19 protein-coding genes and 2 pseudogenes are annotated in these 25,567 nt (G+C 68.7%); 12 read left to right on the top strand and 9 right to left on the bottom strand.

Annotated elements, in window-relative coordinates:
* Window positions 1–5 precede the first annotated feature (5 nt).
* The 12 genes and pseudogenes from ACYVKZ_RS17125 to ACYVKZ_RS17070 all read left to right on the top strand — a co-directional run bounded on the left by ACYVKZ_RS17125 (window position 6) and on the right by ACYVKZ_RS17070 (window position 12,408).
* Window positions 6–1,208 carry a Gfo/Idh/MocA family protein gene (locus ACYVKZ_RS17125; protein ID WP_460993455.1) on the top strand — a complete coding sequence of 401 codons (1,203 nt, stop codon included), beginning with the start codon at window positions 6–8 and terminating at the stop codon, window positions 1,206–1,208.
* Entirely contained in the window at window positions 1,205–2,200 is a 996-nt protein-coding gene (locus tag ACYVKZ_RS17120) for an NAD-dependent epimerase/dehydratase family protein (RefSeq protein ID WP_460993454.1), read from the top strand. The genes ACYVKZ_RS17125 and ACYVKZ_RS17120 overlap by 4 nt, the downstream gene beginning before the upstream one ends.
* Entirely contained in the window at window positions 2,197–3,345 is a 1,149-nt protein-coding gene (locus ACYVKZ_RS17115) for a DegT/DnrJ/EryC1/StrS family aminotransferase (protein ID WP_460993453.1), read from the top strand. Before ACYVKZ_RS17120 ends, ACYVKZ_RS17115 begins: the two co-directional genes overlap by 4 nt.
* The gene (locus ACYVKZ_RS17110; protein WP_460993452.1) at window positions 3,342–4,034 is read left to right on the top strand and encodes an acetyltransferase; all 693 of its coding nucleotides are present in this window, start codon (window positions 3,342–3,344) and stop codon (window positions 4,032–4,034) included. Before ACYVKZ_RS17115 ends, ACYVKZ_RS17110 begins: the two co-directional genes overlap by 4 nt.
* Window positions 4,031–5,170, top strand: coding sequence for a DegT/DnrJ/EryC1/StrS family aminotransferase (locus ACYVKZ_RS17105; RefSeq protein WP_460993451.1), 1,140 nt, complete (start codon window positions 4,031–4,033; stop codon window positions 5,168–5,170). The genes ACYVKZ_RS17110 and ACYVKZ_RS17105 overlap by 4 nt, the downstream gene beginning before the upstream one ends.
* 5 nt (window positions 5,171–5,175) lie before the next feature.
* Window positions 5,176–6,234, top strand: a complete 1,059-nt coding sequence (locus tag ACYVKZ_RS17100) for a glycosyltransferase (protein ID WP_460993450.1) — start codon at window positions 5,176–5,178, stop codon at window positions 6,232–6,234.
* Window positions 6,231–7,715: an oligosaccharide flippase family protein gene (locus tag ACYVKZ_RS17095; RefSeq protein WP_460993449.1), complete on the top strand. Its 1,485-nt coding sequence runs from the start codon at window positions 6,231–6,233 to the stop codon at window positions 7,713–7,715. Before ACYVKZ_RS17100 ends, ACYVKZ_RS17095 begins: the two co-directional genes overlap by 4 nt.
* Window positions 7,712–8,305 (top strand): annotated as a pseudogene (locus ACYVKZ_RS17090) (glycosyltransferase family 1 protein); the annotation flags it as partial. The gene ACYVKZ_RS17095 and the pseudogene ACYVKZ_RS17090, both read left to right, overlap by 4 nt.
* Window positions 8,306–8,326: 21 nt before the next feature.
* Window positions 8,327–8,917, top strand: a complete 591-nt coding sequence (locus tag ACYVKZ_RS17085; RefSeq protein ID WP_460993541.1) for a glycosyltransferase family protein — start codon at window positions 8,327–8,329, stop codon at window positions 8,915–8,917.
* Between the two features lie 230 nt (window positions 8,918–9,147).
* Window positions 9,148–10,299 (top strand): O-antigen ligase family protein, encoded by a 1,152-nt coding sequence (locus ACYVKZ_RS17080; protein ID WP_460993448.1) that lies wholly within the window; start codon window positions 9,148–9,150, stop codon window positions 10,297–10,299.
* Window positions 10,287–11,078: a YveK family protein gene (locus tag ACYVKZ_RS17075; RefSeq protein ID WP_460993447.1), complete on the top strand. Its 792-nt coding sequence runs from the start codon at window positions 10,287–10,289 to the stop codon at window positions 11,076–11,078. Before ACYVKZ_RS17080 ends, ACYVKZ_RS17075 begins: the two co-directional genes overlap by 13 nt.
* 214 nt (window positions 11,079–11,292) lie before the next feature.
* Window positions 11,293–12,408: a hypothetical protein gene (locus tag ACYVKZ_RS17070; protein ID WP_460993446.1), complete on the top strand. Its 1,116-nt coding sequence runs from the start codon at window positions 11,293–11,295 to the stop codon at window positions 12,406–12,408.
* Window positions 12,409–12,475: 67 nt separating this feature from the next.
* Here ACYVKZ_RS17070 and ACYVKZ_RS17065 read toward each other — a convergent pair.
* The 9 genes and pseudogenes from ACYVKZ_RS17065 to ACYVKZ_RS17025 all read right to left on the bottom strand — a co-directional run bounded on the left by ACYVKZ_RS17065 (window position 12,476) and on the right by ACYVKZ_RS17025 (window position 25,422).
* Window positions 12,476–13,493 (bottom strand): annotated as a pseudogene (locus ACYVKZ_RS17065) (IS481 family transposase).
* A gap of 432 nt (window positions 13,494–13,925) precedes the next feature.
* On the bottom strand, window positions 13,926–18,479 hold the full coding sequence (locus ACYVKZ_RS17060; RefSeq protein WP_460993445.1) for a DUF4082 domain-containing protein: 4,554 nt from the start codon (window positions 18,477–18,479) through the stop codon (window positions 13,926–13,928).
* A gap of 204 nt (window positions 18,480–18,683) precedes the next feature.
* Window positions 18,684–19,037: a VanZ family protein gene (locus ACYVKZ_RS17055; protein WP_460993444.1), complete on the bottom strand. Its 354-nt coding sequence runs from the start codon at window positions 19,035–19,037 to the stop codon at window positions 18,684–18,686.
* 68 nt (window positions 19,038–19,105) lie between these two features.
* The gene (locus ACYVKZ_RS17050; protein WP_460993443.1) at window positions 19,106–21,766 is read right to left on the bottom strand and encodes a WecB/TagA/CpsF family glycosyltransferase; all 2,661 of its coding nucleotides are present in this window, start codon (window positions 21,764–21,766) and stop codon (window positions 19,106–19,108) included.
* Window positions 21,763–22,365, bottom strand: coding sequence for an acyltransferase (locus tag ACYVKZ_RS17045; protein WP_460993442.1), 603 nt, complete (start codon window positions 22,363–22,365; stop codon window positions 21,763–21,765). Before ACYVKZ_RS17045 ends, ACYVKZ_RS17050 begins: the two co-directional genes overlap by 4 nt.
* A 220-nt stretch (window positions 22,366–22,585) precedes the next feature.
* On the bottom strand, window positions 22,586–23,911 hold the full coding sequence (gene nhaA / locus ACYVKZ_RS17040; protein WP_460993441.1) for a Na+/H+ antiporter NhaA: 1,326 nt from the start codon (window positions 23,909–23,911) through the stop codon (window positions 22,586–22,588).
* 215 nt (window positions 23,912–24,126) lie between these two features.
* Window positions 24,127–24,348: an SCO4848 family membrane protein gene (locus ACYVKZ_RS17035; RefSeq protein ID WP_307006117.1), complete on the bottom strand. Its 222-nt coding sequence runs from the start codon at window positions 24,346–24,348 to the stop codon at window positions 24,127–24,129.
* Entirely contained in the window at window positions 24,348–24,851 is a 504-nt protein-coding gene (locus ACYVKZ_RS17030) for a DUF2505 domain-containing protein (RefSeq protein ID WP_460993440.1), read from the bottom strand. Before ACYVKZ_RS17030 ends, ACYVKZ_RS17035 begins: the two co-directional genes overlap by 1 nt.
* Before the next feature lie 85 nt (window positions 24,852–24,936).
* Entirely contained in the window at window positions 24,937–25,422 is a 486-nt protein-coding gene (locus ACYVKZ_RS17025; protein ID WP_460993439.1) for a VanZ family protein, read from the bottom strand.
* Between the last annotated feature and the right edge of the window lie 145 nt (window positions 25,423–25,567).

Here is a 25,567-nt window from a genome sequence, read left to right as displayed (position 1 = left end):
ACACCATGGGAGATGTTCGACATCCGCTGGCCCAGCTGAGGGGGCTCGCCGAGGGCCGGCACGGCAGCACATTGCGCGTCGTCGTGGTCGGAGCCGGCTACTGGGGACCCAACCTCGCCCGCAACTTCGGCCGCTCGCCGGACTGGGAGCTGACCGCGGTCTGCGACCTCGACGTGGCGAAGGCCGCCGTGCTCGGTGCGCCCTACGGTGCCCCCGCCTTCCCCTCGCTGGACGAGGCGCTCGACACGGTCGAGGCCGACGCCGTGGCCATCGCCACCCCGGCGAGGACCCACCACGGCGTGGCGCTCACCGCGCTCGCCGCCGGCAAGCACGTGCTGATCGAGAAGCCGCTCGCGGACACCTGGGAGAAGGGCGCGGACCTCGTGCGGGAGGCCGATGCGCACGGGCTCGTGCTCATGGCCGACCACACCTACTGCTACACCCCGGCGGTGCAGAAGATCCGCGAGATCATCCTCGACGGTGACCTCGGCGACCTGCTCTACATCGACTCGGTCCGCATCAACCTCGGCCTGATCCAGCCGGACGTGAACGTCTTCTGGGACCTCGCCCCGCACGACCTCTCGATCCTGGACTACGTGCTCCCCGAGGGCCTGTCCCCGGAGGCAGTCTCGGCGCACGGCGCCGATCCGCTCGGCACCGGACGGGACTGCGTGGGCCACCTCACCTTCGACCTGCCTGACGGCGCGATGGCCCACATCCACGTGAACTGGCTCAGCCCGACCAAGATCCGCCAGATGGTGATCGGCGGGACCCGGCGCACCCTCGTGTGGGACGACCTGAATCCGCAGCAGCGGCTGAGCGTGTACGACCGCGGGGTCCAGCTCCCGCGCAAGGGCCCGCGGGGCGGCCTCGAGCGGCGCGACGCCGCGGTCTCCTACCGGCTCGGCGACACGTGGTCGCCGGCGCTGCCCGAGCGCGAGGCCCTCGGATCGATGGTCGCCGAATTCGCCGGCGCGATCCGCGCGGGGCGCTCGCCGGCCACGAGCGGAGAGTCCGCGCTGCGCGTGCTCGGCATCCTCGAGGCCTCGAGCCGCAGTGTGGCCCACGGCGGCGCGCAGGCGGCGGTGGCGGCGATCGATGGCGCATCTGGCGGGGGGGCGAAGGACGCCAGCATCGTCGACCTTGCCGGCCACGCGCACCGGAGTCCGCTCGTCGAGAGCGCCGCGGCCCAGGAGTCCGGGTCATGACCGTCCTCGCGGGGGCACGCGTGCTCGTCACGGGAGGTGCCGGCACGATCGGGTCGACGATCGTGGACCAGCTGCTGGACGCGGGCGTCGAGCACGTCGACGTCCTCGACAACCTGGTCCGCGGGCGCCTGGCGAATCTGGACCACGCGATCGCCACAGGCCGCGTGCGGCTCGTCGAGGGCGACCTGCGGGACCGAGACCTGGTCCATGACCTCACCGTCGAGAAGGACCTCGTCTTCCACCAGGCCGCCATCCGCATCACCCAGTGCGCGGAGGAGCCCCGCCTCGCACTCGAGGTCCTCGTGGACGGCACCTTCACGGTGCTCGAGGCCGCCGCCCAGCACAGCGTGGACAAGGTGGTGCTCGCCTCGAGCGCGTCCGTGTACGGCGCGGCCGAGCAGTACCCCACGGGCGAGCGCCACCACCACCACAACAACGACACGTTCTACGGCGCGGCCAAGAGCTTCAACGAGGGCATGGCCAGGAGCTTCCGGGCCATGTACGGCCTCGACTACGTGGCCCTGCGCTACTTCAACGTGTACGGCCCGCGGATGGACGTCCACGGGCTCTACACCGAGGTGCTCGTGCGGTGGATGGAACGGATCGCCGACGGCAGGCCGCCGCTCGTGTTCGGCAACGGACAGCAGACCATGGACTTCGTCTACACGGAGGACGTCGCGAGGGCCAACATCAGCGCCGCCGAGTCCTCGGTCTGCCAGGGCGTGTACAACGTGGCCAGCGGCACCGAGACAAGCCTGCTCGCCCTCGCGGTCGCATTGCTCGCCGCCATGGACTCGGACCTGGCGGTCGAGTTCGGGCCCGCCCGCAGGGTCAACGGCGTCGCCCGCCGCCTCGCCGACGTGGCCGCGGCCGAGCGGGACCTCGGGTTCCGCGCGCAGATGCCGCTCGAGGAGGGCCTGCGCCGGCTCGTCGCCTGGTGGCGCCCCCTGCGCGAGGAGATCGCCGCCGCCCGAGTCCTGGCGGCGTCATGAGCGGGCGCATCAACGTCATGCAGCCGTGGGTGGGGCCCGAGGAGGCCGCGGCGGTCGCCGAGGTGATCGCCTCCGGGTGGCTCGCCCAGGGTCCCCGGGTGGCCGAGTTCGAGGCCGCGTTCGCCGCCGCGCAGGGGGCCGCGCACGGCGTCGCCACCTCGAGCTGCACAACGGCGCTGCACCTCGCCCTCGTCGTCGCGGGCCTAGGGCCCGGGGACGAGGTGGTCGTGCCGTCGTTCTCCTTCATCGCCACCGCCAACGCCGCCCGGTACGTGGGCGCCGAGCCGGTGTTCGCCGACGTCGACCCCGTGACCGGGAACGTGACCGCCCAGACCGTCGAGGCGGTGCTGGGCCCCCGGACGGCCGCCGTCGTCGTGGTCGACCAGGGCGGGATGCCCGCCCACGTCGCCCCCATCGCGCGGCTGTGCGCGGCCCGCGGCCTCACGCTCATCGAGGATGCCGCGTGCGCCGCCGGCTCCCTCTACCGCGGCCTGCCGGTGGGAGTGTTCGCCGACGCCGCCGCCTGGTCCTTCCACCCTCGCAAGCTGCTCACCACCGGTGAGGGCGGCATGCTCACCACCGGCCGGGCGGAGTGGGCCGAGCGCGCGCGGCACCTGCGCCAGCACGCCGCGAGCCTGTCCGCGGCGGACCGGCACGGCTCCGTCCGGGCGCCCTCCGAGTCCTACACCGAGGTGGGCTACAACTTCCGGATGACCGACCTGCAGGCTGCGGTGGGGCTCGTCCAGCTGGGCAGGCTCGGCGCCATGGTGGCCCGGCGCCGCGAGCTCGCGGCACTGTACCGCGCGGCGCTCGCCGACGTCCCGGGGCTGCGGCTCGTCGCTGACCCCGAGGACGGGGAGTCGAACTTCCAGTCGCTGTGGGCCGAGGTCGGCGAGGAGTTCCCGCTCACGCGGGACGAGCTCCTGGACGCCCTCGCCGAGCAGGGGATCTCCGCCCGGCCGGGGATCATGGCCGCGCACCTCGAGCCGGCCTACGCCGGGGCACCCCTGCGCGCCCCGCTGCCCGCGACCGAGCGACTCACTGCGCGCACCCTGATCCTGCCGCTCTACCACGAGCTCGGCGCCGAGGGCGTCGAGCGGGTGGCCGACGCCGTGCGGGCGGCCGCGGCGGTGGCGCGGACATGACGGAGCTCCTCCTCGCAGCAGCCGGCGGGCTCGCCCGCGAGGTCATGGCGGCCGTCCGCGACGGCAGCACCTACGACATCCTCGGGCTCGTCGACGACGACCCGGCCCGCACCGGCACCGTGCTGGACGGAGCGCACATCCTGGGCCGCCTCGAGGACGTGCGGGACTACCCCTCGGTGCGGCTCGTGGTCTGCGCCGGCAAAGGGTCCGTGCGCGCCGACATCGTGCGGCGGCTCGGCGGCCTCGGCGTGTCCCAGAACCGCTACGCGACGATCATCCATCCGAGCGTGACCGTGCCGGAGGGGTGCTCCGTGGGGGAGGGGAGCATCCTGCTCGCGAATGTGGTGATGACGACCGCCGTGCAGATCGGCAGCCACGTGGTGGCCATGCCGCAGGTGACCTTCACCCACGACGACGTCGTCGAGGACTTCGCGACCTTCGCCGCGGGCGCGACCCTCGGCGGATCCGTGAAGGTCGGGCGCGCCGCCTACGTGGGCATGAACTGCAGCATCCGGCAGGACGTCCGGATCGGGGCGCACGCCGTCGTCGGGATGGGCGCGGCCGTCGTGGCCGATGTCCCGGACGGGCAGACCTGGGTGGGGGTGCCCGCGCGGCAGATCCCGCCCCCGCCGCGCCAGGGTCCGGCGTCGGACGAGACCGCCGCTCAGGCGGGGGAGGGGGAGCGATGACAGCCGAAGCGAGGGCGGGCGCGCCCGCTGTGCCCTTCGTGGACCTCGCCGCGCAGCAGCAGGAGATCGCGGCCGACGTGGTGCCCGACGTGCTCGAGGTCCTCGCGACGGGCTCCTTCATCGGCGGCCCCCAGGTGGCGGCGTTCGAGGAGGAGTACGCGCGGTTTGCCGGGACCAGGGCGTGCGTGGGCGTCGCGAATGGCACGGACGCTCTCGAGCTCGCCCTGCGCGCCGTCGGCGTAGGCCCCGGCGGGGAAGTGATCCTGCCGGCGAACACGTTCGTGGCCACAGCCGAGGCCGTGGTGCGGGCGGGCGCACGGCCGGTGCTGGTCGACGTCGATCCGGAGAGCCTCCTGATCGACGCAGATTCGGTGGACCGGGCGGTGGGTCCTAGAACGCAGGCCATCGTCCCGGTCCACCTGTTCGGACAGGTCGCGCCCGTGGAGGAGCTGCTCCCGATCGCGGTGGCGTGCGGCGCCGCCGTGGTCGAGGACGCGGCGCAGTCCCAGGGCGCGCGACGCTTCGGGCGCCGCGCCGGGTCCCTCGGCGACATCGCCGCCACGAGCTTCTACCCGGGCAAGAACCTCGGCGCCGCCGGGGACGCCGGCGCCGTGACGACCCATGACGGCCTCCTCGCGGACCGTGTCCGACTCCTCGCGGGGCACGGGAGCCGGGTGAAGTACGTGCACGAGGCGGTGGGCTGCAACTCGCGGCTCGACGCCGTCCAGGCCGTGGTACTGCGGGCGAAGCTGCGCCGCCTCGATGGCTGGAACGCACGACGCCGGGCGGCGGCACTGCGGTACTCCTCGCTCCTCGAGGGGGTCCCCGGGGTGCGGGCGCCGCGGAGCCTGCCCGGCAACGAGGATGTGTGGCACCTCTACGTGGTGCGCGTCCCCGAGGGGCGGCGCGCGCGGCTCCAGGCGGCGCTGGCCGAGGCCGGGATCTCCACCGGCATCCACTACCCGACTCCGGTGCACCTGACCGAGGCGTTCTCCTATCTGGGGTATGCGCCCGGCGACTTCCCCGTTGCGGAGGCAGCCGCGGAGCAGATCCTGTCCCTGCCGATGTTCCCGCACATCACGGACGGGCAGGTCGAGCGGGTGGCCGCGGCCGTGCGCGGGGCGGTGGCGGGATGAGGCGGATGAAGGCGCAGCCACTCAAGGGCCGGCCCCTCGTCTCGGTCGTCGTTCCCTGCTACAACTACGGACGCTATCTGCCCGATGCGGTGGGAAGCGTGCTCGATCAGCCCGACGTCGACGTCGAGGTCATCATCGTCGATGACGCTTCGACCGACGACAGCGCGGATGTCGCCGAGGAACTCGCCGGTGACCCGCGGGTGACGCTCATCAAACACGAGGCAAACCTGGGCCACATTGCCACGTACAACGACGGGCTGTCGCGAGTGACCGGTGATCTCGTGGTCCTGCTTTCTGCCGACGACCTCCTCGTCCCGGGCTCGCTCGCGCGGGCTGCGGCCCTGTTCGAAGCCTATCCAGAGGTCGGGCTGGTCTACGGCGGTGTCGCGGAGTTCGCCGACGTTCCACAGCAGGGCGCCCAGGACAGTTGTTCGAAAAGTTCCTGGACTGTCTGGCGCGGGCATGAATGGCTTAGGATCGCCTGTTTGCGCGGGCGGAACTTCATTCTGTCGCCAGAGGTTGTTGTCCGGTCGTCAGCGCTTCGCATGGTGGGCCTGTACAACGCGAAGTTGCCTCATTCAGGGGATCTTGAGTACTGGCTGCGCGTTTCCGAGTGGTGGCACATTGGGCGCATCAATGGGGCGCAACAGGCCCTCTACCGGATTCATCCACAGAGCATGCATCGAACTACGTTCGGTGCTGCGGCGCTGGACCTTGAGCACCGTCTGGAGGCGTTTCGAGCAGTCAACGGCATGATGTCGCTGGACCCCCGCCGACGTCATCTTCTGGTTTTCTCGGCTGAACGGTCGGTTCGCAAGCAGGCTCTTTCAGCGGCGCGGCGGATTCTGGATAGTGGCGGGGGGGTGGAAGAGGCCTTGGAGCTGATCCGCGTGTGGAACGATGCACACAAGGCGGGCCCCCGTCTGAGGCGGCAGGTCCTTCGGAAACTCCGCCGGGCCCGGCAGGGCCGGCCACCCGCGAGGATGCAAAGAGTCGTTGAGTTCCTGAGGGCTCAAGCAGAACGCTTGCATTGGGCAGTGTGGCGCAGGGTGGGGATCTCATGAGCGCCGATCTGGAGCAGGCGAGACTCGCCTCACTTGGCCGTCGCTTTAGGGTCGCCTTCGCCTGGGGCGCGGGCGGAGTCATCTTGGGACGTGCGCTCCAGTTCCTGACCACCCTTCTGCTGGCGCACTTTTTGGCGCCCTCAGACTTCGGTGCCCTGGCAGTAGCCCTCGTTGTGCAGTCGGTTGCCATCAACGTCACAGATCTGGGCGCCACCGCTGCCATCGGCAGAGGTGGGGACAATTCAACCGCGCTTGCGCCGACAGTAATGACTGTGTCTGCACTCACAGGAGCGGTGTTGACGGCTACGACCTTGGCCGCGGCGCCCGCGCTCGCGGCCGCGCTCGGCAACGACGAGGCGACGCCGGTCGTGCAAGTCATGTCTTTGACCATTTTCCTGGCCGGTCTCTCAGGCGTTCCTGCAGCGTTCGTCTGGCGGGACTATCGTCAGGGGCCCAAAGCAGCCGTCGAATGTGCGGGAGCGGTTGTCTCTTTGGTATCGGCGTTGATCTTGGCATCCCTCGGATGGGGAGCAATGTCGCTCGCATGGTCACGCCTCGGGGGCCAGCTCGCCACGACTCTCGGTTACTGGCTGATTTCGCCAGTGAGGGTTCGCCCGCGGTTCAATTCCGACGACGCTCGCTCTGTGCTAGGACTCGGGTTGCCGCTCGCGGCCGCGAATCTCGTGGTCTTTCTTGCCCTCAACATCGATTATGCCGTAGTGGGCCACATCCTCGGCCCGGATCTCCTGGGGTACTACCTTCTGGCATTCACTCTTTCGGGGCTCCCGAGTAGCCTCGTCACCACCGCAGTCCGGTCGGTCGCAGTGCCGTCCCTCGGGCGACTTCACGTGGCACGTCGGCTGAGCAAGGCAGCTCCGGCGCTCCTTGTCCTTGTGTGCTGTCTCGCTATGCCGGCCGCTGCGTTCGTGACGTCCATGGCAGGTTCTCTCGTCGTGGTCCTCTACGGCGGGAAATGGGAGGCCGCGATCGCGCCACTGATTGGGCTTGGAGTCTTCTCCGGCGGCCGGATCGTGACGGAGTTCCTCGCTGACCTCAGTGTCGGGGCCGGTCGAACGGTCGGCCTCTTCTGGATTCAGGTCGTGTGGTTCGCTGTTCTCCTGCCGTCGATTTGGCTGGGAGCCTCCCGATGGGGCCTCATGGGAGTCGGCGTCGCTCAGGCAGCAGTCGTTTGGATCGCAGTTCTTCCGCTCTACATCTCTGTTTCTGCTCGCGCAGCACGATTGGGCGCGATCGCGTTGGGCCGTTCGGTGGTTCTTCCACTCGTCGTCTCTACAGGAGCGGGATTCCTTGCATTCGGCGCCGCCGCGCTCGTGGGCCGTGGCCTCCTCGCCCTTGTGCTCGGAGCGGCGGTCGGTGGAGCGGTGTGTGCGGCGTTGTTGCTGAGTCCCGCCCGGGCGGCGTGGAGGACTTTCCACGGCGAGCTTGACGCGGTCGCGGCGATCGAAGGGGTACAAGGATGACGTCATTGGGGGCCCAGGAGGTGCTGGGACGTGTACTTCGCGATGGAGCGGCGGATGCTGCACGTCGAGCCGTCCGGAGGATTACGCGCTCCGTCGATGCGTCTCTGGACGTGGGGTCGCTCGATTTCCCCCTCGCTCGGAGGGATATCGCGGCACCTAGCTTCACTCCTTCGGACCACAACCGAGAGCATGACGGGCTTCCCCGGGCCGTCGGCTGGCTTTGCACACCTCCGAGCCGGGGTTCGGGCGGCCACACCACCTTCTTCCGCATGGTGGCGGCTCTGGAAGAACGGGGAGCGTCCTGCACCATCCTTCTCTACGACCAGTCTCGTGGTGACATCCGTCGCCACGAGAAGACAATCCGCTCGTCATGGCCCTGGCTTCGAGCGGATGTGCGACCAGTTCCGGACTCACTTGCTGAGTTCGACGCGGTGGTAGCCAGCTCTTGGCAGACTGCGCATGTCATCGCTGTCAGAGGAATGAGGAGCCCCAACCTCCGGAAATTCTATTTCATTCAGGACTATGAGCCGTACTTCTATCCTCGTGGGTCTCTGTACGCCCTCGCAGAGGATTCCTATCGACTGGGGCTAAGGCATATTTCACTCGGCCCGATGGTGCAGCAGACTCTGATGCGCGAACTAGGCGTGGCCTCCCAGTCCATTCCTTACGGGTGTGACCTCACTGCATACAAGCTCGACAACGAGGGAGCGCGAAACGGTGTGGTCTTCTTCGCGCGTCCAGGCGTCGATCGACGAGGATATGACGTCGGCCGTCTGGCGCTTGAGGAGTTCCACCGTCGTCGGCCGGAACAGCCAATCCACCTCTTCGGTGACCGGGTGCGCGGTTGGGAATGCCCTGTCGTTCAGCACGGAGTCCTCAGAGCGTCTGAGTTGAACCGCCTTTACAACCAGACGCTGGGCGGGCTTGCCCTCTCGTTCACCAACATCACGCTGGTCGCTACCGAGATGCTCGCGGCCGGATGCATTCCTGTCGTCAACGACAACAGCTTTGCACGCGCGGTCTTGGTGAATCCCGAGGCGATTTGGTCTCGGTCGACGCCCGCTCTGCTCGCGACTGCGCTCGTGCAGCTCGTCGATGACGAACGATATCGGGAGCGTGCCGCACGTGCCGCAGGCAACAAGCCGTGCTCCTGGGATCACAGCAAGAGAGCTCTCGCCGAGATCCTCGGGGGCGGACGTTGAGCGACAGGAAGCAACCCCTCGCCCCTCGCGGTCTGAGATCGTCCGGCCCACCCCGGCTTCTCGGGGCGACCTTGTTGGCCTTGCTCGTCTTCCCTCCAACACTGGTGTTCGCCCCTATGGGAGCGAGCGGCAGTGTGGCTGAGATCCTCGCTCTCTGCCTGGCCGGCACATGGCTCGCCTCCTCGGTCCTGGGTCTCCATCGACCACACCCATTCGGACACCCAGGGCGCGTGGCGCTGCTGGTTCTCCTGCTTGTCTCTTGTCTGAGCTACGTCCTGCTGTTCTGTGGTCTGAGTGGCCCAAGCACGCCGGCAGGCCGCGCAGCAGCAGATCGATGGATGCTGCTGATGGTCTCATCAGCGGGGATTGCCTTCGTTACCACGGAGAGAATCAGATCGGTTGCGGACGCGCTACATCCTGTGCGGTGGCTGTTGGGCGGAGCAACGTTCTGTTCGGTCGTGGCCCTGATCCAGTTCACAACCCGCACCAACCCCACGGACTGGTTCCCGCTCTTGGTGCCCGGCTTCACCGTCAACGGCACGGCGACCTCATTCCAGATCCGGGACGCGCTCACCCGGGTCGCCGGGACGACGCTGCACCCGATCGAATTGGGCGTCGTGTCCGCGATGCTGTTGCCGCTCGCTGTCTGGCGGGCGCTGCACGATCCACACGGGAGTCGTACAGCGCACTGGATGCAGGCCGGGCTCCTGCTCGCAGCGAATGCAGTCACCGTCTCGCGGTCGGCGGTGCTTGCGTTAGCGCTCGCACTGATGCTCCTGGCTGCAGGCCTTCCGACCGTCGCTCGCAAATGGATGGCCCTCGCTGTGCCCGCGGCCACCGCTGCCGTCTTTGTCGGAGTTCCGGGGTTTGTGTCCACTCTGACCAGATCGGTGACGGACAGCGGCAGCGACGTCTCTGTCACGTGGCGTATCGACGACTATCCCCGCGCGATCGGGCTCGTGCTCCAGAAGCCATGGTGGGGAGCCGGACCGGGAAACTTCATTCCTGCCAATGCGCGCGACATCTTCGACAACCAGTACCTGATGTCAGCGGTGACGATGGGTGTTTTCGGACTGGCTGCCTTCACTCTCTATGTGGTCGTGCCCCCGTATGCTGCGGTGCTGGCGATGAGGGGATCGACGGCAAACAGCTCCCATCGACTCCTTGCTGCCTCGGCCGCTTCCGGAGGGATCATCGCTATGGTCGGTTCAGCCACTTTCGACTCGATGGAGTTTCCGGTGTTTGCTCTTCTCTATCCCTTTTTCATTGGACTGTCTGGTGTCGTATGGCGTCTCAGAACGCGCAACCCAGGCTTGGAGATCGGGAGCGCGATGAGTCCGCCAGAACTCGGAAAAGAACGGGAGTCGTCATGGATCCGATAAGTCTGTTGAAAACACTTTGGCGATACTGGAGGGTTGCCCTCCCCGTCGTCCTGTTGACAGTTGCGGCTGCCTTCTACGTCTTCACCGCCCAGCGCACCTACACGGCAGAGGCTACGTATGCGTTGATGGCGCCGAAGGTGCCCACCGAACACGACATCGAAGTCAATCCCGCCCTTGGGAAGGCCAACTCCGACAACCCCTACCTGCGGAGCCCCGACGGCCTCCTGAGCCAGGTATTGATCACAAAGCTCAGTGTCAGGCAGGTAGCCTCCTCCCTGGAGGAGATGGGCTTATCCGGTGACTACACGGTCACGCCCGGGGCGTCGGGGGCAGGGATCGGGTTCATCCTCCAGATACAGGCCACCGGGACCTCTCCTTCCCAGTCGATGGCCACGGTAGACGAACTCGGACGGCGCATGTCATCAGAGCTGTACAGCGTGCAGAAGGTGAATGGCGCGGACGATTCCTACCTGATGCGGGCCCAAGTGGTTCAGCCGGCCGATTCAGCTCAGGAGGCCTATTCGACTCGTCTTCGGAGCGTCATCGTTCTCGGGGTCGCAGGGGTGGTGGTTCTCTTCGGCGCTGTTTCTGTTGCGCGGTCTTTCGAACGGCGACCAAGGGGACGGCGCGTTCATCGATCGCCGCGGAAGCCTTCCCTGCCCCCGGTAGAGACGGTCGATCTCGAACTGCCGGCAGTAGCCCCTCCTCTGGTGGCCGCCGCCGATGGCGGCGCGGACGGCCTCCGTGCTGCCCCGGCTCGCGTTGGACACGGTGGCTAGCTCCTCCGCGGGGCGGCATTCATCCAGGACGCGGCCCTTCCGGAGGCTCGTCTTGCTGCCGGCCATCTGCGCGGGGCTGGTACTTCCGTTGGGATTCGCTGGTCCCAATGCGGGGTCTGAAACTGGACCCAGCTCCCTCAAACCCCTTCAGGCGGCGGTCCGGCAAATTGATGGTGGTCCAGACTTCTACTCGCGGTTCAAACGCTCGCTTCCGGTGCGTGCAGACTTCTTTCCCATAGCTCTGTGGTCAGCATCACTGGTCGATAGTGCGGATCTCTCAAAAGACCGAGCGGCGGGGATCAATACGTACGTCGAGCTTCCTGATGGGTCAAACCCTGCTCTAGCAGAATCGGTCGGATCGGCGCTGGTCCCGAGCACGGACATCCCGGCGGCCGCTGGGTTCCTGTTGGGCGACGAGATCGACATGTGGGGCGGCGCGGGAGGCTCAGCATGGAGCGGTCACTATCCAGGTCAAGGGGACATCTGCATTCCCGCATCAGCCAAATGCGGATTCACCATTCTGCGCGACATCAAGGCTCGCGCTCCCCACGACGCGCCATTGTTCGCAAATTACGGCAAGGGTGTCTTGTTCTGGGATTCTAATCCCGAGGCAAGAGAGTTTGTTGCGCAGGCGGACGTGGTGTCCGCAGATGCCTATTGGTTCACGGATCCCGGAATATGCGCCGCCGACCAGGGTGGAGCGCTCGTCGGTTATGCCCGTGCGCTGGTGGACCCGTCGGAATGCCGGCGCCCCGGCAACTACGGCTGGGCCGTCGACCGCGTTAGGGATCTCGTCGTGCCGGCGCACAGCAAGCCCGTTTGGGCGGTAGTGGAGCTTGGTCATCCATTTCCGGAGGGCTCGGTGGTACGCCCGGATGACGTCCGTGCGGCGGTCTGGTCAAGCATCATCCACGGGGCCCGAGGAATCATCTATTTCGACCACAGTTTCGGCGGGAGCTGCCCCACGCTAAGCGTCGTCCGCCAGGGGTGCGATCCGGCATTATCGAAGGTCCTGAGCGACACGGATAACCAGATCACCGAGCTCGCACCGGTGCTCAATGCTCCATTCGTCGACTCTGCGGTTGAGGTGCATGGAAGCGCTGACGCGATCGTCAAGGTGCTCGATGGAAACCTCTACCTGTTCGCCCAGTCCACCAGTCAGGTGCGTCAGACGGTCGTGTTCTCGCTGCCTTGTTCCGCGGGCAGAGGCGTAGAGGTCGTCGACGAAGCACGGACTATCAACACCAGCGGCTCCTACTTCAGCGATACTTTCGCCGGAGACGGTGCCGTCCATATCTACAGTCTGGGCCCGAATCGATGCGGACTGTGACCGCGCAACCCTGACTGTTGGATTCTCAAGGGCCGCGCTGGCGATTCTTCGAGTAGCCAGCCGCGCGCTAACTGTACTGACTCGCTAGGTTGGGTACTCGGTCTGCCGGTGAGGCGCCTTTGAGTGCGGTGTGGCCGCGGTGGTGATTGTAGGCGTGGAGGAAGGCGGGGAACGCCGCGATGCGTTCCTGCTCGCTGGTGTAGGGGCTGGCGTAGACCCATTCTTCCTGCAGGATGCGGTTGAACCGTTCGACCTTGCCGTTGGTCAGGGGTCGGTAGGGACGGGTGCGTTTGTGGGCGATGCCGTACTCGTCCAGGGCTGTGGCGAAGTCGCGTGAGCGGTAGCCGGAAACCGTTGTCGGTGAGCACCCGGCGACGGTGACGCCGATCGCGGCGAAGTGCTCGACCGCGCGCCTGATGAACGCGGTCGCGGTCTGCTTGGTCTCATCGGGCAGGATCTCGCTGTAGGTGTAGCGGGAGTGGTCGTCCATGGCGTGGTGGAGGTAGGCGTAGCTCAGGTTCGGACGCCCGTGGACCTTCCGGGGCCGGCCCGGCTCGCGGTGGGCGCTGCTGCTGCGCCCGCCTGCGGCCCTGCCGCGGACCCGGTGGCCGCCGCCGTCGGGGATCCGGCCCAGCTTCTTGATGTCGACATGGGCCAGGTCCCCGGGAGCTTCGCGCTCGTAGCGCACGACGTCCCGTCGGGCCGCCCGGACCGGGGCTCCGGTGGCCGGGTCCGTCCAGCGCAGCGGCAGGCATCCGTGCCGGGCTAGGATCCGCTGCACGGTCGCGGGGTTCATGCTCAGGTGGTAGGCGATCCGGGCCGGCCCCCAGCGCCGGGCCACCCGCAGGCCACCGCCCGCCGTTCACGGCGTGCGCTCGTGCGGTGCGGCCAGGTGCGCGGCCGGCTGGACCTGTCGGCCATCCCGGCCCGGCCCCCGGCGCGGTACCGGTCGGCCCAGCGCTTGGCCGTGGTGACCGAGACGCTGAAGCGCTGCGCTGCCCGACGCAGCGGCCAGCCGTCCTCCACGACGCAGCGGGGCAGCCGCAGACGGCCCGTCGGGCCAGCAAAGCATTAGCGTGGGACATGAAGACCTCCGGGTTGAGGAGCGGTTCCTAGACAGCTCCACACCTCACCCGGATGTCTTCCTCATGTCACGCCGACATGCCACTTGGCTCTTGGCTACCGCGGCCCTGCCGAAGACCCGCGGCCCTCGGCTGCGCTGATGAGCGGTAGCACATGCCGTGGCACCCGTCCCGTGGGATCCGAACGGGCCCGCGGACCGGTCCAGGCTGGACCGGGGCGCGGAAGGTTTGCGCTCTGTGGAAGGGCCACCGCGGCCGGCAGTGCTCCGATGCAGAGCTGTGGTCGACGACGCTCAGCATATGCCGTCTCGTCCCCGCGCAGGCCCGGACCTGCAGACGTCTCTCTTCGGGATCCTTGGGCGTACTGCGGCCATGACGCAGCTGCGCCGTCCGCGAATCCACGCGGACGGCGCAGTGGCCAGCACTCGAAACGGGTTACGGAGTGGTGAAGGTGAGATCGACCCAATAGTTTGTGGCGTTGTAGCTGGCAGCTGGGAATCCGGATGTGCCGTACTTGTACACGCCGTTCAAGTGGCTCCCCGTGCTCGCGAGCCCGTGGAGCGGTGGGGCGTCAGACGATGAGGCGAAGTAATTCCCGCTGGCAGAGTAGAAGCCGTTGGGGGCGTAGTAGGAAACCACATAGGTGGTGTTCGCGGCTATCGCGACCGGAGTCGCGAGCGCTGCCGTTTGCCAACCACTCGCGGTCTCACCGGTGAACGTGACGGTGGCCAGGAGAGTCCCTCCCGCCGTCCAGAGGTGTCCGGTATGGGTTCCAGTGTTTTGTGAGCCCTTGTAGAACCTGATTCCGGTAACGGAGCCGGAGACATCGGCTGTGAACTGCATGCCAACTTCCACAGCATTGGCGTCGTTCACATTCGGCGTCGCGGGCACGGACGACGTCCCGAAGAGGTTACAGGGGCAGGTGAAACCGGACGATCCGGTCGTGAAGCTCCAGCTGTAGGGAGTGGGCTGGATCTGGCCGCCCGCGCTCCTGACGCCGGTGACCGTCGCGGTGTACGTAGCATTCCCGGCGAGCGGCGAGGAAGGAGTGAAGGTGTAGGTCCCTGTCGCTGACAGGTTGCCCACAGAGCCGCTCACCTGCGAGCCGTCGCTCCGCGTGAGGGTGAAGGTAGCGGTCGATGTATCCACGGCCTGGTCAAATGTGGCGGACACCGAAGTGCCCGTATCCACGCCCGTTGCGCCCTGCGCCGGAGCGGTGCTCAGTATTGCGGGCGCCGACGCGGGTCCAGCGCTGTAGACGGCATCCACCCAGTAGTTCGTTGAGTTATATGTCGAAGCAGGGAACGCAGACGACGATCCATAGGTATAGACTCCGTTTCCGCCGTCGCTTCCCGAGGCCAGCCCGGTGATGGGAGCGGAACCCTGCGCGGTTGCGAAACCGTTGCTTGTATAGGCGTAGTTGCCGGTGGGCGCATAGTACGAGATTACATAGGTCGTATTCGCGCTCACCGCTACTGGCGAAGCGAAGTAGGCCTGCTGCCAGCCCGACGCCGATTCATTCACGAAAGTGACGGTGGCCAGCTTGGCCCCGCTCGACGTCCAGAGGTTTCCGATATGCGTGCCGTTGTTCTGGTTCCCCTTATAGAACCGCACACCGGTTATCTGACCGCTCGTCGAGGCCTGGAACTTCATCCCCACCTCGACGCCGCTGATGTCGCCCGAGTTGGCGACTGCCGGAGTTGCGCCTCCCGCGAAGACGCTGCACGGGCAGGAGTAGTTGGGGATCGTCGTGAAGCTCCAGCTATACGGAGACATGATCTGGCCCGTGGCATTTGTCGCACCGGACACCGTCGCGGTGTATTGCACGCTCGTGCCCAGAGCAGCAGCTGGCGTGAAGGTGGCTGTTGTCGTGGAGCTCGAGTAGGAGACTGATCCGGCTACAGCCGCTCCGGTCCCGTCTTTGATCACGAACTGGACTGACGATGGCGTCACATCCTGGCTGAAGGTGGCTGTGACTACAGAGTTTGTAGCGACGCCTGTCGCCCCAGGCAGCGGATTGGTCGACGACACGTTCGGCGCTGGCGGCGCGCTCGCGGTGGAGAAACTCCACACATAGGGTGCTGCCAGAGCCTGCCCCGTTGCATTTGACGCGCCGCTCACCGTTGCCGTGTAGGTGGCGTTGTAGGCGAGCGGTGTCGCGGGTGCAAAGGTTGCGATGGTGTTTGATGCGTCAAAGGAGACAGCTCCCGCCACCGCGGCTCCCGACGGGTCCTTGAGTGTGAACGTCAGCGATGACGGAGTGATCGCTTGGTTGAAGGTCGCGCTTGTGTTGGCACCGACGGCCACACCGGTTGCCCCGGAAGAAGGCGATGTCGAGCTGACCGCGACAGGAGGGGGAGCCGCTGCTGTAGTGAATGTCCAAGAGTACGGGGCTGCTTGGGACAGCCCTGCAGAGTTGGTAGCGCCGCTGACTGTCGCTGTGTATGTGGTGGCGTATGCGAGCGCGCTTGCGGGCGTGAACGTGGCAACGGTACCCGCGCTGTTGAAGGTGGTCGCTCCGGCAATCTGGGCGTTGGCGGAATCCTTGAGCGAGAATGCGACGGATGAAGTCACGATCGCCTGGTTGAATGCGGCGCTGGGTGCCGCGGTGACGGCCACTCCAGATGCGCCGGAGACGGGAGTGGTGGTCGTCACCGCTGGTGCCGGATTCGCCGAAGGGGTGAAGACCGCATCAACCCAGTAGTACTCGGAGTCGTACACGTTTGTCGGGAACGACGATGAACTGCCGTACATGTAGTACCCGTTGCGGCTATTGGGGACGCTTCGCGTGAAGTGGAGAGGTGGCGCGTCCACAGAGTCACTTCCCGCAGGAGGCGGAGAGGGATTCGGGTAGAAGTAGCCGGTGTCCTCTGCGTAGTGCCCCTTTGGCGCGTAGTAAGAGACGATGTATCGGGTTCCGGCAGTAATTGAGAGCGGCTTCGAGAACGTCACTGTCTGCCAGCCAGATCCGCTCTCGTTCGTGAATGTTGCGCTGGCGAGATTCGTCCCCGTCGTTGACCAGATATTGCCAATGTGGGTGCCGGTGTTGGTGGTGGCCTTGTAGAAGCGGACACCGGTGACTGTGCCGTCGACGTCTGAGTAGAACTGGGCTCCTACCTCGAGCCCGTTGGGGTCACCGGCATCGGCAACCTTGGGCTTCAGGTTCATGCCGACCAGTGAGCACGGACAGCTGATTGGCAGAGAGACGCCCGCGCCAGGACTTTCCAGATTTCCGGTGTCGTCGACAGCCCGGCTCTTGAGGGTGGCCGACGGATTTCCATGGGCCGTCCACGTATAGGTCCAGTTGTTGGTACCGACTGCTGGGTGCCAGGTGGTGCCCCCGTCGACCGAGACCTCGACTCCGGCCACCGTGCCGCCCCCGGAATCGGCGGCGGTTCCCTTCACGGTGACGACACTTCCGTCGGCAAAGGACGTACCAGTACTTGGGGACGTGATCGTCGACGTCGGCGGCGTTGAATCCGTTGATGCGGTTGCGGCCACGAGCGTCGAATTCAAAGTCGTTGGCTGTACCCCCATATCGGCGAACAGATTGACCGTCGCCTGTTGCATCGTCTTGTCCGTGGTCTTGCCGGTGGTGGAGCTATCGAGTCCCCACGACCATTGCACGGTACCCGCACCGAAGACCAATGCGCCGCTTGGTGCCCGATACTCGACCAAGTGATGGGTCGCTGTTTGGCCCGTCTGAGTTTGGCTCCCATAATCAGTGAATACTTCGGCGCTAGTGCTGGTCGTAGACGAGAGGTCGAACAGGCCGGCCGGCCGGAAACCATTGTCAGCGTCCAAGTCCCACTCATAGCCCAAGGTGCCGAGCCCGGAGCCAAGAGTTACGGACTGGGTCCCAGTGAGATTAGCGACGGGTGTGTTCCTCCACAAACGGAGCTTGGAGTATTGAGCTGGCACTACGATGTCTGTGGTGCCAGAATTCACGTTGAAGAACTGCCCGCTGAGCGAGTTCTGTGGATTTCCCCCACCTCCTGCCGTTCCGTAGCGCGGATCGGCGTAAGTTCCAGTCCAGGTGACAGGGTCTGTCGGGGCGTCAAAGTGTGTGTCCTTATAGCTGACGAGGGTGCGACCTGCGGTCGACGGACCCGCTTGGCTGGCCTCCCACCGAGTGCGCCAGAAGATCTCATTGCCGGTGAACATGGCAATGTTGACTCCTTTGTCCCTTGCTGCTTCCACGTTGGCCCGCTGGTCGTAGGACCAGTATTCGTCATGGCCTGAGGTGACGAAGGCCTTGTGATTGAGTAGGAGTGACCCGCGAGAGGCGGTGTCGATTCCGGACATGTACGTCATGTCATATCCATTGGCTTCTAGGAACCGAATCATAGGCAATTCTGCATACGTCAGCCAGCTACGCCCTTGATCGTCGAGCGCCGTATGGAAAGGACGATTGTACGAGACTTTGAAGGCGCCTTTATAAGCCGCCGGGCTGCCCGGGGGGCACGCAACCGTGCATTGGTAGAGGCTGTTCCCACCGTAGGTGTTGTATGCCTGCCATGTCTCATCGGATGTCTGGAAGGCGATGGACGCCTTCGAGGAGTCATTTCTCACGACAAAAGTGATCCAGCTTCCGCCTCCGGTGTCATTCCGAACTAGATGGGCAATGTAGACGCCTGAGACAGCTGAGGTCGGCACAGCCCACGAAGCGGAGGGGGCCCAGTTCCCACAGTCGACGAGGCCGGTGTCGGAGAACGTCTGGCATGCGGGCTGCGATTGAGGGAGAGTGGCGCTCGGCAGCAGATTGGCTGCGACCTTCCGTGCCCCGTTGCCCTGGTAGTAACCGAGGCGCAGTATGTCGAAGTGGTACGACGATGCCGGTGTGCTGACCTTGAACGTCACCGTCTCTCCGACATTGACGCTCATCTGCGTGGCATAGCCCTGGATCGTGGAGTCACCCGCGCCGGAGATCATCCAGTCGCTCTGCGGTGTGCCCGTCTGGGTGTTCTCGCAGGCGACGGCGCTCGCCACAGGTGCCGTGCAGGGGTTGGTGGCCGCCTCGGCCGGCGGGGCCCCCGATACGAGCGGGATGGCTGCCAGGGTGCCCGCGACGAGGAGTCCGGAGACCAACGTTGCTGTGCTCCGGCGGAGCGGGACGCGGTGGAGACGGTGGAGCAATCTGAAGCCTGCTGACGGTGCCACGTGGACTCCTCGGTGGGACATGGTGCGCTGCTGCTAGAGGGACGAGCGTTCTGAGACCGACGCGCCGCGGCGATCGGCGGGTTGAGGCAAGTGGACTCGGATCCACCGCGCGCCAGTGAAGAGCAGGTAGCCCGCGAACGCCCCCACCGCGTTGGTGAGGACGTCCCGCGGCGTTCCGAGACGGGTTGAGATGAACACTGCTTGGACCACTTCGATCGAGGTCGAGGCCAGGCAGCAGAGGACGACGGCGAGCCACCGGCGCCCGTTGCGCAGGAGCGCGGCGATCAAGAATCCGAGCGGGACGAACACCAGCACGTTCGCTGCGGCCTCGACCTCGCCCGCCCTCACCCCGAAGGGGAGCGGCGCTCCGCGCAGGCTGGGTCCCACAGGGCTGAACACCAACGCGGCAAGCAGGACGCAGTACACCCCAAGCGTCCAGAGGACCACTCGCCGCCTCATCGCCGGCTGCTCTCGTCGCGCTCCCAGGAAGGGGAGCCCGAGCCGGGGCCGATCCTGCGGCCCACGAGAGCGAACGTCGCGTAGACGGCGGCGTCGGCCGCGGAGAGCGGCCCCCGCACGGAGGCGAGGAGGCCGCGGACGGTGCGTCCCGGCGTGCCGCCGCCGGCGAGGGCGGGGGCACGGTAGACGCGGTGCAGGGTGGAGATGAGCGAGCCCGCCGTCTGTGGGGGGCGTACAGTGACGGGCTCGCAGTCGAGGATGACCTTCTGGTCACCAGAGAACAGGGCGTCGACGTAGTAGTCGTCCGCCGCGTCCTCGGGGAAGCGTCCGAGGCGGCGGTGGCCGGCCTCGGTCAGCGCGTAGCAGCCGGCGCCCCACAGCGCCGCCCGGTTCGACGGGACGCGGACGCGGGCGCGGTAGTAGGCCGCGACGAACGGGTCGCACCCCGTGGGGTCGTAGCGGAAGCCGGGCCGCCCGGCGAAGTACCGGCCGCGGCCCAGCTCCGCCAGCAGGGCGGCCAGCGCCGCGGGCGGGAGCTCGATGTCGGCGTCCAGGTAGACCCGGGGCCACCGGGTAGCCACGGCGTCGGCGGCGTTGAGGGCCCGGCCCTTGCTGGGCTCCGGCAGCTCGATCACGCGCACCCCCTCGAACGCCCCCGCGACCTCGGCGGTCCCATCGGTGCATGCGTTGCACGCCACGATGACCTCGACGCGGCCGCTCTCGAGGGCCGGCCGCAGCCCCTCGAGGGTCCGGCCGATCACCGCCTCCTCGTTGTGCGCGGGGATGACGACGCTCCCGATCGGGTGCTCGCCGGCTCCGCCGGACCCGAAGGGCTGGCCGGGCACGACGGTGGGCCCGGCCAGCGGCACGAGCGCGCCCCAGCCCCCCGGGCGGAGGAGCGCTGAGAGCGTGCGGCGGTGGCCGCCGTCGTACGAGCGCAGTGCCTCCCTCGCCGCGACGGCGGCGGAGGCGAGCGCCGCGGGAGCTCCGGGGTGGTGCTTGCGCATGTACCGGATCCGGTTCACCGCCATGAGGGCCGCGAGCGGGCCGGAGGTCCCCGAGCCCGCTCCCGAGTGCCGCACCCTGGCGGCCGGCTCGAACCAGACCTCGAACCCGCGCTCGCGGAGGGCGTGGCAGTAGTCCGTCTCCTCCGAGTACATGAAGTAGCGCTCGTCCCAGGGCCCGGTCTGCGCCGCGGCGTCGGCCGAGACGAGCATCGCGGCGCCGGTGGCCCAGTCGACGGTGTGGGCGTGGGCGTAGCTCTCCGGGTCGTAGTCGGTCTCGGCACACCACTGCGGGCGCCCGGCGAAGTGTGCGCCGAAGAGGGCGTCGCCCCAGATCCGCGCCGCGCTGGGCTCGCGCCGCAGCGAGGTGTGCGGCGTGCCGTCGTCGTCCACGAGGAGGGGCACGACGGCGCCCGCCCCGCTCGCGCGCAGCCTCGCCAGGAGCGCGGCGACGGCCCCGGGGGAGACCTCGGTGTCCGGGTTGAGGACGAAGTACGCCTCGGCGTCCCCGGCGGCGGCCACGGCGGCGTTGACGCCGCCCGCGTACCCGAGGTTCCCGCCCGTGGGGAAGGCGAGGACGTCGGGGTGCCGGGCCAGGGCGTCCAGCGTGGCCCGGTCGGGGGAGTTGTCCGCCACCACGACCCGCAGCCGCACCTCCCTGGCCTCGCGCCGCAGCGAGGCGACGAGCGCGTCCACGGTGTCGGCGTTGTTGTACGTCACGACGACGACGGCGACCTCGGCCGCCTCGCCCCCGCGCACGAAGGCGCCCTCGGCGCCGGGGAACGCGCCGGGGCCGGCCTGCGGACGGCCCCGGCCGGCCGGGTGGGCGGCGCGCGCCGAGGCCCGCGCCGCCTCCCGCCGAGCCGCGGCGGACAGCGCGATGCCGCCCGCGGCGCTGTGGCGGCGCAGGCGCAGGTAGGCCTCGGGCCCCTGCACCAGGTACCGCTCGGAGAGGCGGGCCGGCTCGAGGGCGAGCCTCCACGCCCACTCCAAGCGGTGCTCGGCCACCCAGGAGGGGGCCCGCTGGACGCGCTCGGCCAGGAAGTCCACCACTGCGCCGAACGCGAGCAGCACCCGCGCTCCGGCGTGGGCGCCGTGCTCGGCGATCCACAGCTCCTGCCGCGGCTTGCCCAGGCCCACCACGAGGACGTCGGTGCGCGCGGCCGCGACCGCGAGGGCGGTGGACCGCGCCGAGTCCGGGTCCGCGAGCTCGGCCCGGCTGGGACTCCAGAATCCGGCCACCTCGAGGCCGGGCCGCCGCTCGGCCAGCCGGGCCGCGAGCAGCCCCTGCGCCTCAGGGCTGCCGCCGAGGAACCCGACCCGCAGGCGGTCCGCCTCGGCGCGGTCGAGGAGCGGTCCGATGAGGTCGCTGCCCGCGAGCCGCGGCCAGGCCCTGCCGGTCATCCTCTCGGCCTCGGCCGCGAGCGGCGCCCCGTCGAGCAGCGTGAGCCACTCGACGCCGTCGGCGGCCTCGAGCGCGTGCTGCCAGCGGCCGCCCGCGCCGAAGTGGAACACGTGGTCCAGATTCGCGGAGACCACGCCGAGCGGTGCCGTGCGTGCGCGGCACCCGCCGAGGACCGCCTCAACGGCCTCGGCGGAGTCGAGGAGCGTCACGGCGGTGCCGCCGAGCAGCACCCGGCCTCCCGCGCTCACGCCTCGGCCCTCCGCAGCCGCCCGGCGTCCTCGGTGTACCTGGCCCCGGTCATGGGGCACACCCACGTGGTTCCGTCCTCGGCCGGGTCTTCCTTGAGGCGGTGCCCCGCCTCGCCGACCCAGCCGATCTGGCGGGCGGGCACACCGGCCACGAGCGCGTAGTCCGGCACGTCCCGGACCACCACGGCGCCGGCCGCCACGGTGGCCCAGGCCCCGATCCGCACCGGGGCGACGCACACCGCCCGCGCGCCGATCGCGGCGCCCCGGCCGACGGATACGCCCACGGCGTCCCAGTCGGCGGCCGACTTGGCGGTGCCGTCCGGGTTGACCGCCCGCGGGTTCAGGTCATTGGTAAGGACCGCGGCGGGCCCCACAAAGGCGCCGTCCTCGAGCACCGCCGGCTCGTAGACGAGCGCGTAGTTCTGCAGCTTGCAGCGGTCGCCGACCACCGCGCCCGGGCCCACGTAGACGCCGCGGCCCACGGTGCACTCGCTGCCGATGCGCGCCCCGGCACGGACGTGCGCGTATTGCCAGAGGGTGGTCTCGGCGCCGATGTGCGCGCCATCCTCGACCATCGCCGTGGCGTCGATCCGATCCATGCAGGCCTCCGTCCCCACGCGTGACGCGTTCCGTGTGTGCAGTTGGCACCACGGTCGTCAGGCGGGGATCAGGCGGACAAGCGAGGAAAACCGAATCGAGGATCGGGCGGCCCGTAATCAGGTGGTGCCGCCCGGCGCGCGTCCGGGCCGCGCGTATGCCCCGGGCCGGGGGCAAGTAGTACCGAGTACAGGGCGCGCGCCGTCTGCGTACCGCGGCGGGTCAGCCGGCGCTGCCCCGCTCGAAGGCGTCCGGGACGCCGTCGCCGTCCGCGTCGACAGCCTCCTCGCGCGCGACGCGGCGGTAGTGGCGGTTGCGGGCGCGGAGCACGACGGCGGCGAGCAGCGCCGCTGTCACGGAACCTGCGAGGATCGCGGCCTTGGCGTGCTCGCCGTGGGCGGAGGCCGGGCCGAAGGAGAGCTCGGCGATGAGCAGCGAGACGGTGAAGCCGACCCCGGTCAGCAGCGCCAGGCCCGCGAGGTCGATCCACTCCAGGTCGGCATCGAGGTCGGCATGCCGGCTCTTGGCCACGAGCCAGGTGGCGGTGAACACGCCGGCGGCCTTCCCGGCCACGAGGGCCGCGGCGATGCCGAGCGCCACCGGGTCCCGCAGCGCCGAGGCGAGGCCGTCCCATCCGCCGATGGCGACGCCCGCGGAGAAGAACGCGAAGACGGGCACCGCGATCCCGGCCGACAGCGGCCGCAGCCGGTGCTCGAAGGTCTCCGCGAGGCCCGGGCCGGCCTCGGGGCCCCCGTTCTTCTGGCTGCGCAGCACCGGCACGGTGAAGGCGAGCAGCACCCCGGCCACGGTCGCGTGGATGCCCGAGGCATGCACGAGGACCCAGGTCGCGAGCGCGAGCGGGACGAGCAGGTACCAGGCGCGGATACGGAGCTGGACGAGGACCCCGAACGCCGCGAGCGGCACGAGGGCGAGCAGCAGGTACGCGGGGGCCAGATCGGAGGAGTAGAAGAAGGCGATGATCGCGATCGCGAGGAGGTCGTCCACCACGGCTAGGGTCAGCAGGAACGTGCGCAGGGCCGCCGGCAGGTGGGTGCTGATCACTGCCAGGACGGCGAGGGCGAACGCGATGTCGGTCGCCGTCGGGATCGCCCACCCCCTCAGCCCGTCGGAGCCGCCGGCGAGGTTGACGCCCACGTAGACCAGCGCCGGCACCGCGACCCCGCCGAACGCGGCGACCACGGGCACGAGCGCCGCGGCGGGCCGGCGCAGGTCCCCGGCCACGAACTCACGCTTGAGCTCGAGCCCGGCGACGAAGAAGAACAGGGCGAGCAGTCCGTCGGCCGCCCACGAGCCCACGCTGAGCTCGAGGTGCCACGGCGCGTACCCGAACCGCGCGTCGCGCAGCGCGGCGTACGCCGGCCCGGCGGGCGAGTTGGCCCACACGAGCGCCGCCACGGTCGCGAGCAGCAGGAGGGCGCCGCCCACCGTCTCCTTGCGCAGGATCTCGGCGATGCGGCGGTACTCGGGGTAGCTCCCGCGGCCCAGGGTCGGGGCCAGCGGACGACGGCGTGGGGCGGGCTGAGGCATGGATTCATCCCATCGGTCGGGGGTCTCCTCGCGGGGAGGACGGACGTCACGCCGACCAGACTTCCCGGCACACCTTCGGCCATTCTACCGGCGCCGGGCTGCCGGAAGCAGAACGGCGCCCCGGCCCCCCGCCAGCGGCGGGTGACCGGGGCGCCGTCGTGCGCTCCTGCAGTGAGGCCCCGGGCGTCCCCCGCCCCGGGACCCTCACGGGGGATTCAGGAGAACAGCGTCCTGATCCCGATCACGGCAACGGCCACGCCGAGCGTCACCGAGATGGACACGAGCAGCAGGTGGACGTTCATGAACCGGGTGGCACGGCCCTGCTCGTCCTTGGCCCGCGGATCCTTCATGATCCGGCGGAGGAACTGCGGCCACACCACGAGGTTCCACACGCCGGCCACGATGAGCACCCAGGAGAGCGCGACGGGCAGCTGCATCAGTTGATCTCGCCGGCGAGCCAGGCCTCGGCCTGCGTGGCCTGGAGGTTGAGGGCCTTGCCGACCATCGGCTCGGCCGCGGAGGCGATCTTGCCGCCGAGGAGCGGGACCGAGGAGCTCACGGTGCCGTTGAGCTCGATGCGGGTCGCGCCGCCGTCGGCCGCGAGGCGCTGCACGGCAGCGACGTCCACGGGGGCGCCGGCCACCTTGACCTTGATGTCGGCCTGGCGGGAGCCGTCGGCCTCGGGCGCGCCCCAGTTCTCGGTCTGGGTGACGTTGATGTACTCGCCGACCACCTTGCGGGCGATCTCGGGGAGGCGCTGCGTGGGCAGCTTGCGCACGACGGTGGCGGTGAAGGCGCCGGCCACGTCGCCGTCGACCGAGAACGACTCGAGGCGGCCGCCGACGAGCTCGCTCACATGGCGCTGGAACGCCTCGTCCGCGAACACCGCCGCGACGCGGTCGACGGGGAAGTTGAGGGTCTGGCTGGCTGACAGTGCCACAGGGGTCCTTCCGTAGGAGGCTGGGGTTGGGCGGAACGAATGCGGTCCCGGCACAGGCGCGCGGGGGCGCGCGCCGAAGACCATCCTAGGATGCCGTGGGGCCGCGATCCGACGCGGGCTGCGGCACGGGGGCGAGCCCCCGGCGCAGCACGAGCGCCGCGGCCACGGCGCCCACGAGCGTGCCGAGGCTGTTGGCGAGGATGTCCATCAGGGACGCTGTCCGCTCGGGCAGGAACAGGGCCTGCGCGGTCTCGGCCGCCGCCGAGGCAGCGACCCCGGCCAGCAGCGCGGCCCACGGCCGGGCGCCCAGGAGTACGGCGAAGAGGCCGAACGGGACGAAGAACACGACGTTGGAGGTCCACTCGAGCTGGGCGTACCCGAGCCAGCGGGGGAGCCCGTGCGCGTGCAGCCACAGGAAGACGGCCCGGATGGTGCCCGCCTCCGGCCGGTCCACGGGCGAGGGCCACAGGACCACGAGGGCCACCCCGGCGAGGTACAGCACCGCGACCGCTGCCAGGGCGCGCCGCACCCCGGGCCGGAGGGCGGGGGTGCGGGGGATGCGCTGGACCATCCCTCCCATGCTAGGGGCGAACACGGGCCGCCCGCGCCGGACGCATTGGCTAAGCTGGGACAGCCCCGGCCTCGCAGAGTGTCGGGGCTGTTGTGCTGTCGTGGCGCGCGGCCCGCTGACGGAGCGCGCGAGTGAGGAGCCAGAA

The sequence above is a fragment of the Sinomonas soli genome, assembly GCF_054782415.1.
Note: the sequence above shows the minus strand (reverse complement) of the source record. Positions and strands in the feature narration are given on the sequence as shown.